The sequence below is a fragment of the Streptomyces sp. RFCAC02 genome (genome assembly GCF_004193175.1).
Lineage (GTDB): Bacteria > Actinomycetota > Actinomycetes > Streptomycetales > Streptomycetaceae > Streptomyces.
The window spans coordinates 3,111,306-3,128,924 of record NZ_SAUH01000001.1; the positions used below are offsets into that span (position 1 = coordinate 3,111,306).

14 protein-coding genes are annotated in these 17,619 nt (G+C 71.0%); 6 read left to right on the forward strand and 8 right to left on the reverse strand.

From position 1 onward, the window contains the following. Positions 1 to 12: 12 nt before the first annotated feature. From EMA09_RS14515 to EMA09_RS14535, 5 genes are all read left to right on the forward strand, one after another. Positions 13 to 528 carry a R3H domain-containing nucleic acid-binding protein gene (locus EMA09_RS14515; RefSeq protein ID WP_129841455.1) on the forward strand — a complete coding sequence of 172 codons (516 nt, stop codon included), beginning with the start codon at positions 13 to 15 and terminating at the stop codon, positions 526 to 528. Then, positions 525 to 1,268, forward strand: coding sequence for a 16S rRNA (guanine(527)-N(7))-methyltransferase RsmG (gene rsmG / locus EMA09_RS14520; RefSeq protein WP_129841456.1), 744 nt, complete (start codon positions 525 to 527; stop codon positions 1,266 to 1,268). Before EMA09_RS14515 ends, rsmG begins: the two co-directional genes overlap by 4 nt. A 305-nt stretch (positions 1,269 to 1,573) precedes the next feature. Further along, the gene (locus EMA09_RS14525; RefSeq protein WP_129841457.1) at positions 1,574 to 2,650 is read left to right on the forward strand and encodes a ParA family protein; all 1,077 of its coding nucleotides are present in this window, start codon (positions 1,574 to 1,576) and stop codon (positions 2,648 to 2,650) included. Continuing rightward, entirely contained in the window at positions 2,647 to 3,771 is a 1,125-nt protein-coding gene (locus tag EMA09_RS14530; RefSeq protein WP_129841458.1) for a ParB/RepB/Spo0J family partition protein, read from the forward strand. Before EMA09_RS14525 ends, EMA09_RS14530 begins: the two co-directional genes overlap by 4 nt. 61 nt (positions 3,772 to 3,832) lie before the next feature. After that, positions 3,833 to 4,501 (forward strand): GNAT family N-acetyltransferase, encoded by a 669-nt coding sequence (locus EMA09_RS14535; protein ID WP_129841459.1) that lies wholly within the window; start codon positions 3,833 to 3,835, stop codon positions 4,499 to 4,501. Between the two features lie 25 nt (positions 4,502 to 4,526). Here the strand turns inward: EMA09_RS14535 and trxA are convergent, their stop codons facing one another. The 7 genes from trxA to EMA09_RS14570 all read right to left on the reverse strand — a co-directional run bounded on the left by trxA (position 4,527) and on the right by EMA09_RS14570 (position 14,600). Beyond that, a complete protein-coding gene (gene trxA / locus EMA09_RS14540; RefSeq protein ID WP_129841460.1) occupies positions 4,527 to 4,856 on the reverse strand; it encodes a thioredoxin in 330 nt (109 codons plus the stop codon). Between the two features lie 46 nt (positions 4,857 to 4,902). Continuing rightward, positions 4,903 to 5,871 carry a thioredoxin-disulfide reductase gene (gene trxB / locus EMA09_RS14545; RefSeq protein ID WP_129841461.1) on the reverse strand — a complete coding sequence of 323 codons (969 nt, stop codon included), beginning with the start codon at positions 5,869 to 5,871 and terminating at the stop codon, positions 4,903 to 4,905. Positions 5,872 to 5,984: 113 nt separating this feature from the next. After that, a complete protein-coding gene (locus EMA09_RS14550; RefSeq protein WP_129841462.1) occupies positions 5,985 to 7,007 on the reverse strand; it encodes a hypothetical protein in 1,023 nt (340 codons plus the stop codon). Then, a complete protein-coding gene (gene sigM / locus EMA09_RS14555; RefSeq protein ID WP_129841463.1) occupies positions 7,004 to 7,699 on the reverse strand; it encodes an RNA polymerase sigma factor SigM in 696 nt (231 codons plus the stop codon). Before sigM ends, EMA09_RS14550 begins: the two co-directional genes overlap by 4 nt. 60 nt (positions 7,700 to 7,759) lie before the next feature. After that, complete coding sequence (locus EMA09_RS14560) at positions 7,760 to 9,352, reverse strand: protein kinase family protein (protein WP_240796668.1); 1,593 nt, start codon at positions 9,350 to 9,352, stop codon at positions 7,760 to 7,762. A gap of 270 nt (positions 9,353 to 9,622) precedes the next feature. Continuing rightward, entirely contained in the window at positions 9,623 to 11,746 is a 2,124-nt protein-coding gene (gene murJ, locus EMA09_RS14565; RefSeq protein ID WP_240796397.1) for a murein biosynthesis integral membrane protein MurJ, read from the reverse strand. 490 nt (positions 11,747 to 12,236) lie between these two features. Beyond that, the gene (locus EMA09_RS14570; RefSeq protein ID WP_129841466.1) at positions 12,237 to 14,600 is read right to left on the reverse strand and encodes a DUF6049 family protein; all 2,364 of its coding nucleotides are present in this window, start codon (positions 14,598 to 14,600) and stop codon (positions 12,237 to 12,239) included. 182 nt (positions 14,601 to 14,782) lie between these two features. On the opposite strand from EMA09_RS14570, the gene EMA09_RS14575 reads away from it, so the two are divergent. Next, positions 14,783 to 16,264 (forward strand): CCA tRNA nucleotidyltransferase, encoded by a 1,482-nt coding sequence (locus tag EMA09_RS14575; RefSeq protein WP_129841467.1) that lies wholly within the window; start codon positions 14,783 to 14,785, stop codon positions 16,262 to 16,264. Here the strand turns inward: EMA09_RS14575 and EMA09_RS14580 are convergent. Continuing rightward, on the reverse strand, positions 16,236 to 17,573 hold the full coding sequence (locus tag EMA09_RS14580) for an MFS transporter (protein WP_129841468.1): 1,338 nt from the start codon (positions 17,571 to 17,573) through the stop codon (positions 16,236 to 16,238). The genes EMA09_RS14575 and EMA09_RS14580 overlap by 29 nt on opposite strands. Positions 17,574 to 17,619 lie beyond the last annotated feature (46 nt).

The window sequence follows — 17,619 nt, forward strand, 5'->3', positions numbered from 1 at the left end:
GGAGCGCCACCCGTGACGGAGACCACTTCAGCCGCCGCCGCTCCCGCCGAGGTCACCGATGCGCTGACCAGGCTGGAACAGGAGGGCGAGATCGCGGCCGACTACCTGGAGGGGCTGCTCGACATCGCGGACCTCGACGGCGACATCGACATGGACGTCGAGGGCGACCGGGCCGCGGTCTCGATCATCGCCGACGGTTCGGCGCGTGACCTGCAGAAGCTCGTCGGCCGCGACGGCGAGGTCCTGGAGGCCCTCCAGGAGCTGACCCGCCTTGCGGTGCACCGGGAGACCGGTGAGCGCAGCCGTCTGATGCTCGACATCGCCGGCCACCGGGCGCACAAGCGCGAGAAGCTCACCGCGCTGGGCACCGAGGCCGCGCGGGAGGCCAAGGAGACCGGCGAGCCGGTCAAGCTGAAGCCGATGACGCCGTTCGAGCGCAAGGTCGTGCACGACGCGGTGGCCGCGGCCGGCCTGCGCAGCGAGTCGGAGGGCGAGGAGCCGCAGCGCCGGGTGGTCGTCCTCCCGTGAGTGAGGCCCCCTCCGCGGACGAGTCGCCGAAGGTACCGACGCCGCCTCCCGCGGCGCAGCGGGTCTTCGGCGACCGGCTGCCCGACGCGGTTCGGTACGCGGACCTGCTCGCCGAGGTGGGGGTGCGCCGCGGCCTGATCGGTCCGCGTGAGGTGCCCCGTCTCTGGGAGCGCCACCTCCTGAACTGCGCGGTTCTCTCCGAGGTGGTGCCCGAGGGTGTCACCGTCTGCGATGTCGGCTCGGGTGCGGGTCTGCCGGGTATTCCGCTCGCCCTGGTCCGGCCGGACCTGCGGATCAGCCTGCTGGAACCCCTGCTGCGGCGCACGACCTTCCTCCAGGAGGTGGTCGAGCTGATCGGCCTCGACGACCAGGTCACCGTGGTGAGGGGACGAGCCGAGGAGGTGCTGAGCACCTTCACGCCCGTCCATGTGGTGACCGCCCGGGCCGTCGCTCCGCTCGACCGGCTCGCGGGGTGGGGCATCCCACTGCTGCGGCCCTACGGCGAGATGCTCGCCCTCAAGGGCGACACCGCCGAGGATGAGCTGCGGGCGGCCCGCTCCGCGCTCGGCAAGCTGGGGGCCGTCAGCAGCTCCGTCCTCCGCGTCGGGGCGGATGTTGTGGATCCGCCGTCGACCGTGGTGCGGGTCGAGGTCGGGGAGAGCCCCGGCGGTGTGCGCTTCGCTGCCAAACGGGCCAAGGCCGCACGCCGCGGCACCCGTTCCGGCCGCGGGCACCGCTGAGCGGTCCGGCCGCTCCGCCTTCCTTTCTCCTGCCCAGTGTCATGGGTTCGTCCGAAGCGACGGTAAAAGCGTCTGAGATGACCTCGACGCGGAGTGTCGCTCCTCGGGCGGTCGTGGCGCTGGGCATCGTGTTTCACGTGAAACGTCGCTCGCTGTTGCACGGAATCATCAGCCGGGGACGCGCGGCCTCCGAGTCGAGGGAGCGAGGGGGCCGCCGTTCCTCACCCACACGAGGGGCGCCACTCTCCACAGGCAGTCAGTTGTCCACAGGTATGGGGACCTCGCTGGTTCCGGAGCCCTCCGACATGGCAGGCTTTGAACCCACGAAGGCTGCGCGTGTCGAGGAGAGTGAACCATTGCGGTCCGACGCCAATATCGCGGGGCCGACGGCCGATCCGGTCCCCGGCCCTCGGTCCGAACCGGCGGATGCACCGGGAGGCGCGGTGGACATCGCGTCGAGCGCCCCGCCGCCGACCGGGCCGGCTCCGGCAGGCCGGGCGGCTCAGCAGGCGGTGGCGGCGATGTACCGCACCGGCGGAAGCCTGCCGCGTCCCGAGAGCACCCGCATCATGATCGTCGCCAACCAGAAGGGCGGCGTCGGCAAGACCACGACCACGGTCAACCTCGCCGCTTCGCTGGCCCTGCACGGGGCACGGGTCCTGGTGATCGACCTCGACCCGCAGGGGAACGCCTCGACGGCGCTCGGTATCGATCATCACGCCGAAGTCCCGTCCATCTACGACGTCCTGGTGGAGAGCCTGCCGCTGTCCGACGTCGTCCAGCCGGTGCACGATGTCGAGGGCCTTTTCTGTGCTCCCGCCACCATCGACCTGGCCGGTGCCGAGATCGAGCTGGTCTCCCTGGTGGCCAGGGAGAGCCGGCTGAAGCGGGCGATCAGCGCCTATGAGCAACCGCTGGACTATGTCTTCATCGACTGCCCGCCTTCGCTCGGCCTGCTCACCGTCAACGCGCTGGTCGCCGGCGCGGAGGTCTGCATCCCCATCCAGTGCGAGTACTACGCCCTGGAGGGCCTGGGGCAGCTCCTGCGCAATGTGGAGCTGGTCCGGGGACACCTCAACCCCGAGTTGCACGTCTCGACCATCCTGCTGACCATGTACGACGGCCGGACCAGGCTGGCCTCCCAGGTCGCGGAGGAAGTGCGCAGCCACTTCGGCGCCGAGGTCCTCAGGACGAACATCCCCCGGTCCGTCCGCATCTCCGAGGCACCGAGCTATGGACAGACGGTCCTCACCTACGATCCCGGTTCAAGCGGTTCCCTGTCCTACCTGGAAGCCGCTCGGGAGATCGCCCTGCGGGGTGTGGCTTCTCAGCATGTTCTGCCGCAGCAGGAACAGCGCGGCCCGGTGGAGGGAACACAGTGAGCGAACGACGCAGAGGTCTCGGCCGTGGGCTGGGAGCATTGATTCCCGCCGCGCCGCCGCGTTCGGAGAGCGAGGCCGCGGCCTCCGAGGCGGGGCCGGCCTCACCCGCTTCCCTGCCCATGCTCAACCCGCAGCGGGGCATCCCCGTCCCGTCCGCTGCTGAGCGTCTGGACGGTACGCCGGCCGTGGAGCGGGCACCGGGCGCCCCGGACCCCGCTTCGGGTCCGGCCGCTGAACCGGTACCGGCTCCGCCGGCCGGAGCGTACTTCGCCGAGATCCCGATCGACGCGATCATCCCGAACCCCCATCAGCCCCGCGAGGTCTTCGACGAGGACGCGCTGGCCGAACTCGTCACCTCCATCAAGGAGGTGGGGCTGCTCCAGCCGGTCGTCGTCCGGCAGGTGAACTCCGATCAGTACGAGCTGATCATGGGTGAGCGCCGGTGGCGGGCCTGTCAGGAAGCGGAGCTGGAAGCGATCCCCGCGATCGTCCGGCACACCGAAGACAACAGGATGCTCCTGGACGCGCTGCTGGAGAACCTCCACCGGGCTCAGCTCAATCCGCTGGAAGAGGCGCACGCCTACGACCAGTTGCTGAAGGACTTCCAGTGCACCCACGACGAACTGGCCGATCGCATCGGCCGGTCCCGTCCGCAGGTGTCGAACACGCTCCGGCTGCTCCGCCTGTCGACGAACGTCCAGAAGCGCGTGGCGTCCGGTGTGCTGTCGGCCGGCCATGCCCGTGCCCTGGTGGCTGTCGAGGACCCGGAGGAGCAGGAGCGGCTGGCGCATCGCATCGTCGCCGAGAACCTCTCGGTCCGGGCCATCGAGGAGATCCTCGTGCTGATGGGCTCGGCCGCCAAGAAGGGCGCGAAGCCGCGTGGCCCCCGGGCCGGCACTCGGATCTCCCCCGCCCTGGAAGGGCTGGCGGGCCGCCTGTCGGATCGCTTCGAGACACGCGTGAAGGTGGACCTCGGTCAGAAGAAGGGCAAGATCGTCGTCGAGTTCGCCTCGGTGGAGGACCTGAACCGCATCCTCAGCCAGTTGGCGCCCGACGAGCGGCCGGTCCTGGAGCAGACCCGGGCTGCCGATCCCGCGCCTTCCGCCGAGGGGAGCGACTGACAGGAAAGCGACCGGCAGCGAGCGTCGCATCATCTCGGCGCCCCATGGATACCATGCATCCATGGGGCGCCGTCTTGTGCCACTGACGCCCGACTGTGTCGGGGATCTACCGGCCCGCTGCCGTGACTGTCTCTTCTGGGAGGCCGGTCCGGTCGGTGAGCCGCGCCGGGAGTCCGGCTCGCTGTCCGCCGAGGGACCAGCGGACGGCCTGCGTCGGAAGCGGGCGTGGGTGTCGTCGTTGACTCAGGAGTGGGGGCCCTGCGGCCGACTGGTCGTGGTCGATGAGACTCGGGTCGGCTTCGCTCTCTACGCGCCTCCCGACCGTGTGCCCCGGGCCGCTGCCTTCCCCACGAGCCCCGTCAGTCCGGACGCCGTCCTGCTGCTGACTGCCTGGCTCGCCCCTGAGTGCCGGGGACAGGGGCTCGGGCGGACCCTGATGCAGTCGGTGGTGAAGGATCTCGCGGGCCGCGGCGTCCGGGCGATCGAGTGCTTCGCCGACGCGCGTGGGCGCACCGACTCCTGCTTGCTCCCGGCGCCGTTCCTGGCGGCGGTGGGGTTCGAGGAGGCGCGTTCCCATCGGGTGTCTCCCCGCATGCGGCTGGAGCTGCGGCGCACGGTGTCCTGGCGGACGGACGTCGGGCAGGCGTGGGACCGGCTGGTCGGGAGCGGTAGAGGGAGGGTCTCGCTCCAGCCAGCACTGAGGGCCGGTCACGTTTCACGTGAAACATGACCGGCCCTCGGAGGGGGTGCCGGTGTCAGGAGATGAAGGCGTTGAGATCCCGCTCGATCGCGGCCTTCGGCTTGGCTCCGACGATGGTCTTCACGACGTCGCCGTTCTGGTAGACGTTCATCGTGGGGATGGACATGATGCCGTAGCGGGCCGCCGTGGCCGGGTTCTCGTCGATGTTGAGCTTGACGACGGTGAGCTTCTCGGCGTGCTCGGCGGCGATGGCCTCCAACGCGGGGGCGACCATGCGGCAGGGACCGCACCACTCCGCCCAGAAGTCGACCAGGACGGGCTTGTCGCTCTTGAGGACCTTCTCCTCGAAGTCCGCGTCAGTGGCGGTCACGGTGGCACCGGCCATGATGCTTCTCCTTCACTTTCGGTGGGGTGGTGGTGGGAGAGAAAAGTCAGACCTGGACGTCCGAGGAAACGGCCTCGGCGTCGGTGAGGGCGGCCAGGTAGCGCTCGGCGTCGAGTGCCGCGGAGCAGCCCGTCCCGGCGGCGGTGATCGCCTGGCGGTAGGTGTGGTCCACGACATCACCGGCGGCGAAGACGCCCGGGACACTGGTGCGCGTGGTGGGGGCCTCGACCTGGACATAGCCGTCGCGGTCCAGTTCGAGCTGACCGGTGAACAGCTCCACCCGGGGGTCGTGGCCGATGGCGACGAACAGGCCGGTCACCGGCAGCTCGGACGTCTCACCCGTCTTGGTGTTGCGCAGGGTGAGGCTGGAGAGCTTGCCCTCGGTGCCGTGGATCTCCGCCACCTCGCTGTCCCAGGCGAAGGAGATCTTGGGGTCGGCGAAGGCACGCTCCTGCATGGCCTTGGACGCCCGCAGGGTGTCCCGGCGGTGCACGATGGTGACCGAGCGGGCGAAGCGGCTGAGGAAGGTGGCCTCCTCCATGGCTGTGTCACCGCCACCGACGACCACGATGTCCTGCTCCTTGAAGAAGAAACCGTCGCAGGTGGCGCAGTAGGAGACCCCGCGGCCGGAGAGCTGGTCCTCCTGAGGGAGGCCGAGCCGGCGGTGCTGCGATCCGGTGGCCACGATGACGGCCTTGGCCTCGTGGACGGTGCCGGCGGTGTCGGTCACCTTCTTGATCTCGCCGCTGAAGTCCACGGACACCACGTCGTCCGGGACCAGCTCGGCGCCGAATCGCTCAGCCTGGGCACGCATGCCGTCCATCAGGTCGGGACCCATGATGCCGTCCTTGAAGCCGGGAAAGTTCTCGACCTCGGTGGTGTTCATCAGGGCGCCGCCCGCGGTGACCGATCCCTCGAAGACGAGGGGGTTGAGCGAAGCGCGTGCGGTGTAGAGCGCAGCCGTATAGCCGGCGGGTCCAGAGCCGATGATGATCACGTTGCGGACGTCGCTCACGGAAATCTTCCTTGTCTCAGGATCTCTCACCCGGGACCCCGGCCGGGGCCCACAGTCCAATAACCGATCCTAGGGTCCCAGACATTCCCGGCTCCTCGCGCGACGGGCAGCCCTCACTCGCGCGGGTAGCTCGCCCGGAGCAGCACTTCCCCCGAGATCGGGGGGTGGGCGTTCACGCAGCCCGCGTCGACCATGTAGGCGTCGACGCGGTCCGGGTCCGCCGAGTGGGCGAAGACGACGAGATAGGCGTCGTTCCCCGCGTAGTCCTCTTCACCCGCGGCCAGCGGCGCCTCCCGGCGTCCGATGGCGGCCTCGACGCAGGAGGGGACCTCGGCCGGTTCGGCGACGCCGGTCTCGTCCGGCCCAGGACTGGTCCCGGAACCCATGTCGGGCGAAGCCTCGGCCGAGTCCGGAGCCTCGGTCTCTGTCGGCTCCGCGGATTCCGCGGAGCGCTCCTCGGAGGGGTCCGGGGAGGCCGTGCCACTGGTGCTCAGCACGCTGGGGAGTACCGCCGCCTCGGCGAGCAGCTCACGCACCTGCACGGCCACCTGATCCGCACCATCGGCCGCCTCGCCATCGGCGTACATCTCGGCGGTTCCGGCATCCTCCGTCCCCGTCCCGACATGGTCCATGGACTGCACGACGATCGCGCCGAAGCCGAGCATGACCAGGGCGCCCGCTGCTGCGAGCGCCAGGCGCGGCCGGCGCCGCCGGGAACCGCTGCCCGGCCCTGTCGGGGATGCGACCGGACCCCACTCCTCGGATTCGGCTTCCGCCGTCCGACCGTCCGCGGGGTTTCCCTCCCCGAACTCCCGTGGCCCTTCCTTCTCGGTGCCACGCGGCACCGCTCTTCTGGTTTCACGTGGCACCGCTCCTCTGGTTTCACGCGGCACCTCTCTTCTGGTTTCACGTGAAACTGCGCCGAGGGCGTCCTCGATGCGCGCAGCGATGTCGTCCGGTATCGGCGCAGCCGGGAAGGCCTGGAGTTCCTGTCTCAGCAGAGCGAGATCGGCGAGTGTGTCCGAGCAGGCGGTGCAGTGGGTGAGGTGGTCGTGGAGTGCTGCCGCCTCGGCCGTGGGGAGGAGATCCTCTTCGAGGTCGGCCAGCTCCTCCGGCCCGGGGTGTCGATCACTCATGAGCGCTTCTCCCCCCTTCCCTGTACGGCTCCGGTCTCTCCCGCGTTCCTCGGAGATGGGACGGATGCGCCCGGTGTCCGGTTCCTTCCCTTGTCTTCCGCTTCCGTGCGGGGTTGAAGATGTCGGAGCAGGGGCAGCAGCCGGGATCGTCCCCTGGCGCATCGGCTCTTGACGGTCCCCACCGGTACCTCCAGGATGCGGGCGGCCTCGGCGACGGGGTAGCCCTGCATGTCCACCAGGACCAGTGCGGCGCGCTGCTCGGCGGGCAGTTCGGCCAGGGCCTCTTCGAGCTGGCGACGGAGGTCCTGACGCTCGGCCGGATCGGCGGCGGACTCCTGGGGCTCCAGGAGGTCCTCCAGGCGTCCCGGCTCGGGGAGCGGGGCGGTGCGACGGCTCTTCGCCTTGCGCATGCGGTCGAGGCAGGCGTTGACGGTGATCCGGTGCAGCCAGGTGGTGACCGCGGCCTGGCCGCGGAAGGTGTGGGCCGCCCGGTAGGCGGAGACGAAGGCGTCCTGGAGGGCGTCAGCGGCTTCCTCGCGGTCGCCGAGCGTTCTCAGGGCCACGGCCCAGAGTCGGTCGCGGTGGCGGCGCACGATCTCGGTGAAGGCATCGGGGTCGCCCGCCACGTGCCGGTGGAGCAGATCGTCATCGGTCGCGGTGTCGGAAGGCTCGCGGGGCGCGCGGTGTCCCACGGCGAACCCTCCCCTCGTCGCTGCCCGGCCCGGACGGGCGGGCCGGGCACTGCCCGGTGTTCACTCCCCCGTGACGGTGATGTCAGTGATGCGGCCACGGTAGTTGCCGTCGGAACCCTGCGGCAGATCGGTGAGCCAGACGAGAATGTACCGTGTCTCGATCGTGCCGTCCCCGGCCAGCGTGACGGACTCCCCGCTGCCCTCGGCGACGGTGGTGAAGTCCTCGGGATCCGACGGTGCGGATGTCGCCTCCGGGTCGGCCGCCCGGAACTCCATGGGGGTGTCACCGACGGCCTCGACGGTGACCGAGTGGACGGTCGTGACGTCACCCAGGTCGAGAACGACCCCGAGGCCGTCCTTGAGGTTGGCGAAGTGCGGACCGAAGTAGTTCTTGGTGTGCCAGTCCGACTCGGGGTCGTCGTCGATCGCGTTCTGCAGGGTGCTGGGGCTCTGGTCGCTGCCCCCGGGATTGAACTCGGTGATGTCGGCGATGTCGATCGGCTGAGGCTCGGGCGCGTCGTTCGGCTGGACCGGGGGCGCCGCCTGCTCCTCCGTGGTGGTCCCGCCGGGGCTGTCCCCCTTCAGCAGGGTGTCGGCGAGCTGCCAGCTCCCCAGCCCGAGAGCCGCGATCAGCAGGGCCGAGACACCCCACTTCAATGCGGTACCCGTACGGCCCGGGAGGGCCGGCGCGGGCGGTGCCGGCGGCTGGACGGGAGGGTTCACCGCCGTCGGTGCGGCACCGAGCGAGCCCCGCTGGTAGGTGGTGCGCTGGAAACCGGCGATACCCGTCGGAGTCGGGTCCGCGGGGCGGATGCGGGGCAGAGCGGCCAGTGCCTTCCCCAGCTCCTCCGGAGTGGTGCAGGCGGGCTTCTGGCTGGCCGCGGTGGCGCCGTCGTTCACCAGAGCGCGCATGGCGACCTCGGACAGACCGCGGTGGACCCCGGCCCGGACCTGTTCGGGAGTGGCCAGTGAGTCGCGGGAGCCCTTGCTGAGCCCTGCGACGCCCGCGAGGCCATAGGCACCCTCGTCATAGGGCCAGCGCTGCGTGAGGGCGGCGTAGAGGAGCGCTCCGATGGCCTCCGTGTCGGCGCGTTCGGCCTGGTCCGAGACGATCCCCCGCAGTGCCGCGTCCACGGCGAGACCCCGGATGCGGAACTGGCCAGGTGCGGTACGCAGCACCGTGCCGGGGGTGAGGCGCAGGTGCGCCAGCCCCTTGCGGTGGGCGGCGGTCATCGCCTGCGCGACCTGGCTCGCCAGCGCGTACGCCTCGTGCGCCTCCAGCGGACCCGCCGCGAGCAGCGCGCTCAGCGGTACGGCATCCGGCAGCCACTCGTGGATGACGTGGACGAGTCCGTTGTCCTCCACCGCGTCGAGGACCTGGACGAACCGCGGATCACCCAGCAGAGCCGCCGAGCGGGCCGCGGAGAGCACGGCGGCCGCGCGCTCGTGGTGCGCGGGCAGGATATGGACACCCACGGCGCGACGCAGCTTCTCGTCCATCGCACGCCAGCTGCTGAACCCGTCCAAACGGGTGATGCACTCCTCCAGGCGGTACCGCTTGGCGAGTCTGTGGCCGCTGTGCAGTTCGGGCGTGCGGGGGGTGTCGTCGGCCGTCCCCGGCCGGCCGGGCGCCGGCTCCGCGGTGAGCGCCATCGTCCTGGTGTCGGCGCGCTCGGCGTCCGGGGCGTCGCTGGTGTCGCGAACGCTGGTCGGCCCCTGCGGCGCGCTCGTCGCCGTGCTCCGTTCGGCCACCGTCGTTCCGCCTCCCCGTTCTCGGCTGTCGGGCTCTTGACACTGCCAGACTCATTGTGCCGGTAGTCCGTCGTAGTGCACGACATATGAGGGCGGCCGAAGGCTGTACGCCATATGGCCGAGTGGTGTCGTGCCGGGTGTCACCGGATCGGGTGCCCCGTTCGTTCATTTTCAGCGGCCCAACCGCCCACGGATCATGCCGACGAGCGCGGTCAGCTCCTCGATCCGCATCTTCCTGGCCGCTCCGTAGAAGACGACCAGCAGGATCAGACCGCCGCTGACCAGGGAGACGAATGATCCCATCATGCCTTCGCCGAGCGCCCCCAGCACCATGAGCCCCGCCGCGCCGCCCAGTACAGCCGCCGGGATGCTCGCGCCGGCGAGGCGGATGTAGGTCCGTACGACGCGCGTGCCGTCGAGATCCGCGCCCATGCGGCGGCGCAGGCGCCGCCAGGCCGTCCGTACACCGATCGCGTAGGAGATGCCGTAGCTCAGCGCGATGCCGGCGACCACCCAGCGGTCGGGCAGCGCGACGAAGCAGATCGACGAGAGGACGATCCACGACAGCGAGACGATCACGGTGTTGTAGAACGGCGTCCTGGTGTCCTCGTAGGCGTAGAAGGCACGCAGGACGACGTACTGGGCCGAGAAGGGAATGAGACCCAGGCCGAAGGCCATCAGGATGTAGCCGAAGGAGCGGGCACCCTCCTCGCCGGCCGAGCCGAAGAGCAGCGTGCACATCGGTACGCCGAGCGCGAGGAACGCGAAGGCGATGGGCACGATCGCCACGGCGGAGGTCCGCAGACCGTGGGACAGGTCGTCCCGCACGGCGGCCGTGTCGCCGTCCGCCGCGGACCGGGACAGCCGTGGCAGGAGGGCGGCCATCACGGAGACCGTGATGATCGCCTGCGGCATCTGCCAGATCAGCAGCGCGCTGTTGTAGGCGATGAATCCGGTGCCCGGATGGCCGGCACGTTCGGCGTTGTCACCGGCCCAGGTCGCGAGCTGGGTGACGACCACCAGCCCGGCCTGGTTGGCGAGGACGAAGAGGACCGTCCACTTGGCGAGCTTGGCGGCCTTGCCCATGCCGTGACCCCGCCAGTCGAACCGGGGACGGACCCGGAAGCCGGCGGCCCGCAGGTAGGGCAGCATCGCGAGGGACTGGACGACGAGGCCGAGCAGCGTGCCGATGCCCAGCAGCCGGACACCCTCCGGAGTGATCGTCGCCGCGTCCACGCCCGAGGTGCGCTGGGTGCCGTACACCCACAGGAACATGCCGAAGGTGAAGATGACGACGATGTTGTTGAGGACCGGGGTCCACATCATCGGACCGAAGTGGTCGCGGGCGTTGAGGATCTGTCCGAGCACCACGTGGATGCCCATGAAGAAGATGGTCGGCAGGAAGTAGCGGGCGAAGGTGACGGCCACCTCGTTGGCGGCCGGATCGTCCGCGATCTTCGCGGACATGAGGCGGACCAGCACGGGCGCCACCAGCACGGCGACGACGACCAGCGCCCCGAGGATCACCATGACGAGGGTCAGCAGCCGGTTGGCGTACGCGGTGCCGCCGTCCCGGTCCTGCCTCATCGACCGCACCAGTTGCGGGACGAACACCGAGTTCAGCCCGCCGCCGATCGTCAGGATGTAGATCATGTTGGGCAGTGCCCAGGCGACCGTGTAGGTGTCGCCCAGCACGGCGGCGCCCAGGGCGGCGACGATGATCAGCTGACGTACGAAGCCGGTCAGCCGGGAGACCAGGGTGCCGGCGGCCATCACGGCACTGGAGCGCAGCAGCCCGGCCGCGCGGCCCTGCCGCTTCGCCGGGGCGGCCGGCCGCGCGGGCTCCTCGGGGGCCACCGGTTCCTGCTGCTCCGCAGCCCCGTAGGGACCGCCGGGGGAGCCGGAGTGCTCCGGGCCGGCGGGCTGCTGCTGGTACTGCTCCCCGTACGCGGAGGGGTGCGGAGCCGGCGGCGGCGCGGGCCGGGACGGGTAGGAGCCGGCGCCGCCCTGCTGGTCACGGAAGAGGTGGGCGAAGGCGTCGTCGAGGTCCGGGCGGTGGTGGCCCGGGCCGCCGGGCTCCGCGGGCGGCCCGGCCGCGCTGCTCATCAGCCCGTCGATGCCATCGGCAGGGGGCGCGTACGGGTCCCCGTAGGGCTCCGCGTACTGCGCCGGATAGGGGGCGCGCTGCTGGTCCGGTGCGTAGCCTCCGGCGCCGCCCTGATCGGGCCAGTTCGAGGGGGCCTGCTGGTAGGGGTCGGGGGACTGCTGCGGGTAGCCGCTGTGCGGCTGCTGCATGTCTGCCGGCGGCGGGCGTTCGGACTGGTTCTGCGGCGGCTGATAGTGCCTGGCGGGTGCGCCCTGGTGCCCCGGCGCATAGCCACCGGCTCCGGTGTCCGGATACTGCGGCGGGTACCCGGCCTGCGGACCCGCGGGGTCATAGGGGGCCGCGTAGGAAGCATGGTGCTCCGGGGAGGACGGGTAGGGCGTGCCCACGCCGTACCCCGCGTCGGAGCCGTAGGGATCCTGACCGTAAGCGCCCTGATGGTATGCGTCGGCGGGATAGTGCCCACCATGACCCGCCCGCGGATCATGGGCAGGGTCGTAGCCGGACGCCGGAGGCCGCGAGCCGGGAGCGCCGGACGGGTAGGGACCGGCCGGATGGTCGTGCCGACGGCCCGAGGGCGCGCCGGCACCCGGCGCCTGGCCGTCCTCACGGTCGTATGGCGCTTCCATCGCTACTCCACCTCAAGGTTCACGGGCCGGTGGTGCCCCGCCGCCCGGCGGCTCACTGGTCGTCGTCCAGCCTCTCACTACCGGGCTGGGTGCCGGTGTTCCCGCCGCCGGTGTCGGCGTCGTGCTCACCCGGGGGCCGCCCCGTCCCGCCGGTGTCTCCCGAGGCAGCTTCACCGGGCGGTGTCCCTTCGGAAGCCTCCTGCCCGGAGGGCGCCGCACCGGGCTCCGGGCGGGCTTCGGCGTCCGCGTCCGGGGCGCCCTCGTCGGACCCGGATATCCGGGCGGCCCGCTTGCGCTGCGTGTACATCCGGATGCCCGCGAGGACCACGAGGAGCAGACCGCCCGCGATCACCATCATCACGGCCGAGGTGATGGAGGTGACATCCGCGGTGAACTCCATCGGCTGACCGTAGGGCTTGTTGTCGGCCGTGTAGAGCTGCGCCGTGATCGTGACCCGGCCGCTGGCCCTGGCCGTGGTCGAGAACTTGACCGACTGGCTGTGCCCACCGCTGACCGAGATCTCCTGCGGCTCGCTCACCTCGAGACCGAAGCGCCGGCTGGACGTGATGCGCAGGGTCAGGCCCTCGACGTCCTGGACGAGGTTGTTCTGCACCGTGACCGGGATCGTCGCGCTGCGCCCGGAGAGGGTGATGGGCGTCTTCTGGATGAGATGGACCTGGCTTCTCAGGTCGTCGAGGCCGTTCTGCACACTGGCCCGGTAGACGGACGCCTCCTGGGCGTTCCCGCGCCACGAGGTGGACATCTCACGGCGGAGGGCGTTGCCGTACGGCGTCTCCACGCGGTCCGCCTGCGTCAGGATCACCGTGAAGTCCTCAAGGGTCCGCTCGGTCTGCCGCATCGCCTGGAACGCGCTGGTGGGCAGCTCCCGGTCGCGCAGCTCCTGCGGGTATGCCTCGGCCGACGGCACCTCCTGGGAGAACGCGGGGTCCGGTGTGGCCGCTGCCGTCTCCGAGAAGTCGGCGAACCCGATCCAGCTCCCCTCCCGCTGGAGCGCGGAGATCGCCTCGGCCATGGCCTGGGCCTGGGCGAGGTCCGGCATCCGCTGGGGGGCCAGCAGGATGTTCCGCTCGCCGGGGGCGTCCTGCTGGGCGACGGCCAGGGTCTGCGCGAGCAGTTCCTGCCGGGCCTGCGACACATTGCCCGCGCTCGTCATGTCGCCCTCGAAGAGAGTGGACAGCCGGGCGTCGGCCACGGTCGCGCTGATCCCCTCATCCAGGGCACGAACGGCCGACGGGGTGTAGTCGAGGGAGTCGGGAGTTCGGAGGCTGTCACTGCGGGCGATGATCGTGTCCGCGCCCGCAGAGGTGCCCACCGTCACGATGGAGGGGTCGACGGCCCCTTCGACCGGCCAGGTGACATTCGTGATCGAGTCGGTGTCCAGGACCGCCTCCACGGTGTCGCCGGCCATCTCTGTCGCGTCCCGCAGGTGTCCGAGGGCGCCGCGCACCTCCTGTCCCTGATGGGCGAGGGAGGCGATGTCGGGATCGGCGAAGGGCAGGGCGATCACCTCGTCGCCGCTCACCGCCTCGCGCAGGCGCTGGAGGAAGGCGGTGGCCTCGTCCTGCCCCTGCCCGTCGACCGCGCCCTCGGGGGTGTCGATGCGGTAGCCCTCCGTCATGGCCTCCACCGAGGCGAGGAGGTCCGGGTCGATCACCCAGGTCACGGGCAGCGAGGTGCCCAGGCTGACGAGCTGGTCGAGCCGGCCGCCGGGCGAGATCTCCTGCAGCAGCGAGTCGTCGCGGAAGGCGGGCGTCTGCTCGGAGTCCGGCCCGGTCTCCGCCGTGAGGTGGGTGGTGGAGATGAGCGGCCACAGGACGGTCAGCCGGGTGTCCGGCGTGCTGCTGGACTCCTGGTACCAGGGCAGCAGGGTGCGGCCGACACCGTAGATGTGGTCCCAGCGCTCGGCTTCCGTCTGCCCGGTGAGGGTCACCCCGATCTGGTAGACGCCGTCCTCGCCGAGGCTCAGCGCGTCCACCGGCACCTGGAGCTCGAAGGTGGTCGAGAGGCCGGGAGGGATGGTCCCGATGTCCTGGCCGTGTCCGCGTACTATCTCGCCCTCGACCGAGCTGTCGGTGAAGCCCTGGCGTTCCACCGCATCGTCCATGGCACTGCGGCTGGACAGGGCGACGGCCTCGCGGGCGTCCACCGTCCCGTCCGTGATCGCGGCATCGCCGTTGTTGGTGATGGTGCCACGCAGGGTGATCGTGTCGTCCGGGCCGGGCGAGGCCGGGGTCAGTTCGGTGAGGGTGACGGTCGTCCGCACGGAGTCGGAGGCGACATCGGCGACGGCAGCGGTCGGCGCGGCCGCGGCCGGGGTGCCGGTGAGCCCGGCGAGCACCGGAGCGGCCGACAGCGTGGTGAGGAGGGCGGCGACCCATCTGCGGCGGCGTGGCACGGCCCTCCGGCGGCTGTCCGGAGGGGCGCAGGACACCGTCTCTGCAGCCTCTGGCACGCGTAAGCCCCGTTCCCTCGTCATGAATCGGCCCTCATGGTAACGATGATCGACCGGCCCGGGTGCCGCGCTTCCCGGACCTGGCCGGACACCCGACGAGCACCGGCCACGTACCCTGTGCTGTTGTGCCGAACGACACCAAAGACACCGACTTCCGTCCTGCCGCTCCGGAGCTGAACCAGGTGCAGCGGCGGGCCGTGGGCGAGCTGCTGCGCGTCGCTCCCGTCGCCGACGACCTGGCCGCGCGGTTCGCCGAGGCCGGCTTCTCCCTGGCGTTGGTCGGCGGCTCGGTGCGGGACGCGCTGCTGGGCCGGCTGGGGAACGACCTGGACTTCACCACCGATGCCCGCCCCGAGGACGTGCTGCGGATCGTCCGGCCCTGGGCGGACGCGGTGTGGGATGTCGGGATCGCCTTCGGCACGGTCGGCTGCCGGAAGAGGGTGCCCGAGGCGCAGGACGGGCGTGACTTCCAGTTGGAAATCACCACCTACCGCTCCGAGGCGTACGACCGGACCTCCCGCAAGCCGGAGGTCGCGTACGGTGACTCGCTCGACGAGGACCTGCGGCGCCGGGACTTCACCGTGAACGCGATGGCCGTCGCCCTGCCGCGCAAGGAGTTCATCGACCCGCACGATGGCCTGAGCGACCTCGCGCGCCGTGTCCTGCGGACGCCGGGAACCCCGGAGGAGTCCTTCTCCGACGATCCGCTGCGCATGATGCGCGCGGCCCGGTTCGCGGCTCAGCTCGACTTCGCCGTCGCCGAGCCGGTCCAGGCCGCGATGCGCGCCATGGCGGAGCGGATCGACATCGTCTCGGCCGAGCGGGTCCGGGACGAACTGAACAAGCTGCTCCTGAGCGAGCACCCCCGCGAGGGCATCACGCTTCTGGTCGACTCCGGCATCGCCGACCGGGTCCTGCCCGAGATCCCGGCGCTCCGGCTGGAACGGGACGAGCACCACCGGCACAAGGACGTCTACGAGCACAGTCTGACCGTGCTGGAGCAAGCCATCGGGCTGGAGAAGGAGGGGCCCGATCTGGTGCTGCGGCTCGCGGCGCTGCTGCATGACATCGGGAAGCCGAGGACACGGCGCTTCGAGTCGGACGGCCGTGTCTCGTTCCACCACCATGAGGTCGTCGGGGCCAAGATGACCAAGCAGCGGATGACGCGTCTGAAGTACCCGAACGACATGGTGCGGGACGTGGCGCGGCTGGTGGAGCTCCACCTGCGCTTCCACGGCTACGGCACCGGGGAGTGGACGGACTCGGCCGTGCGCCGGTACGTCCGTGACGCCGGGCCGCTGCTGCCCCGGCTGCACAAGCTGACCCGCTCGGACTGCACGACCCGCAACAGGCGCAAGGCCCTGGCCCTCTCCCAGGCGTACGACAGCCTTGAGGAGCGGATCGAGCGGCTCCGGGAGCAGGAGGAGCTGGAGGCGATCCGGCCCGACCTCGACGGCAACGAGATCATGACGGCCCTCGGCGTCGGCCCGGGGCCGGAGGTGGGACGGGCCTACCGGTACCTCCTGGAGCTGCGGATCGAGCAAGGGCCGTTGGGCCGCGAAGCGGCGGAGGCGGCGCTCAGGACGTGGTGGTCCGCCCAGAAGTGACCGTTTCACGTGAAACCGCCCGGCTGGTGAGCCGATGGGCGAGCAGCGCGGTGCCGGCGTAGAGGACGGTCACCGTCACCACCAGCGTCGGCGAGCGGCCGTCGTACGGCAGGACCAGTGCCGCGAGGCCGGCCGCCGCCACGAACGCGACGTTGTAGAGCATGTCGTAGAGGGAGAAGACACGTCCCCGGTAGGCGTCGTCCACCGAGGACTGCACCACGGTGTCCGTCACGATCTTGGCGCCCTGCGTCACCAGCCCGAGGACGAAGGCAGCGACCATGATCGGCACCGGGCTGAAGGTGAGCCCCAGAGCGGGCACCAGGACGGTGGCGGTACCCGCGCAGAAGCTGAACCACCGCAGGGCGCCCCAGCGCGCCACGGCCGGCGGTGTGACGACGGCGGCCACGAAGAATCCGGCGCCGGACACGGCGACGGCCAGGCCGAGGAGGGCCATGCCGTCGTCGTCGCCCTCGGACCATCCGTAGCGGGTGAGCATCAGCACGAGGACCAGCAGCGCGCCGTAGCAGAACCGCATGACAGCCACGCCCGCGAGGGAGCGGGCCGCGAGGGGGCGCACGGCCAAGTGGCGCAGCCCCGCCGCGAGGCCACGCGCGGCGTCGGCCATGGCGGTCGCGAGCCGGGGGACGGAGGTGTCGCCGGCCGGCCCGAGGAGGTCGGCGGCCATCGTGAGAGCGGACAGACCCGCGACCGTGTAGATGGCCGCCGACAGCACCAGGGCCGCGGCGTCCTCGGCCCCCTGGGAACGGGCGACGAGCTGGACCACGAAGGAGGCCCCGCCGCCTATGGTGGCGGCCAGCGTTCCGGCTGTCGGGGACAGGGAGTTCGCGACGACGAGCTGCTCCCGGTGCACGACCCGGGGCAGCCCGGCGGAGAGACCGGCCAGGATGAAGCGGTTGACCGCGGTGACCGACAGCGCTGCCAGATAGAACAGCCAGTCGGCGACGTCGGCCATGACCAGGGCGGCGGTGAGGAGGGCCAGCAGGCTGCGCAGCAGGTTGCCGTGGAGGAGGACCTGCCGCCTGCGCCACCGGTCCAGCAGGACGCCCGCGAACGGGCCGAGCAGCGAATAGGGCAGGAGGAGGACGGCCATCGCGGCGGCGATGTCACCCGGCGATGTCTGCTGCTCGGGGGAGAACACGACGTAGGTGGCCAGACCGACCTGGAAGACGCCGTCCCCGAACTGGGAGAGCAGACGGACGGTCAGCAGTCGGCGGAACCCGGCCAGGCGCAGCAGCGCACGGAGCGCGCCGGCTGTGCCGACTCCGGCGGCGGGGACGGTACGGCTCACCGAAGAGCCGGAGGACCCGGGCTCGGCTTGTTCCGTTTCGCTCGGC

Bases quoted from the DNA above. Each gene is read 5' to 3' on its own strand.
- EMA09_RS14525 (WP_129841457.1), top strand. From the start codon at position 1,574: ATGGCAGGCTTTGAACCCACGAAGGCTGCGCGTGTCGAGGAGAGTGAA.
- EMA09_RS14550 (WP_129841462.1), bottom strand. From the start codon at position 7,007: ATGAGTGATCGACACCCCGGGCCGGAGGAGCTGGCCGACCTCGAAGAG.
- EMA09_RS14535 (WP_129841459.1), top strand. From the start codon at position 3,833: ATGGGGCGCCGTCTTGTGCCACTGACGCCCGACTGTGTCGGGGATCTA.
- murJ (WP_240796397.1), bottom strand. From the start codon at position 11,746: ATGCAGCAGCCGCACAGCGGCTACCCGCAGCAGTCCCCCGACCCCTAC.
- EMA09_RS14560 (WP_240796668.1), bottom strand. From the start codon at position 9,352: ATGGCGCTCACCGCGGAGCCGGCGCCCGGCCGGCCGGGGACGGCCGAC.
- trxA (WP_129841460.1), bottom strand. From the start codon at position 4,856: ATGGCCGGTGCCACCGTGACCGCCACTGACGCGGACTTCGAGGAGAAG.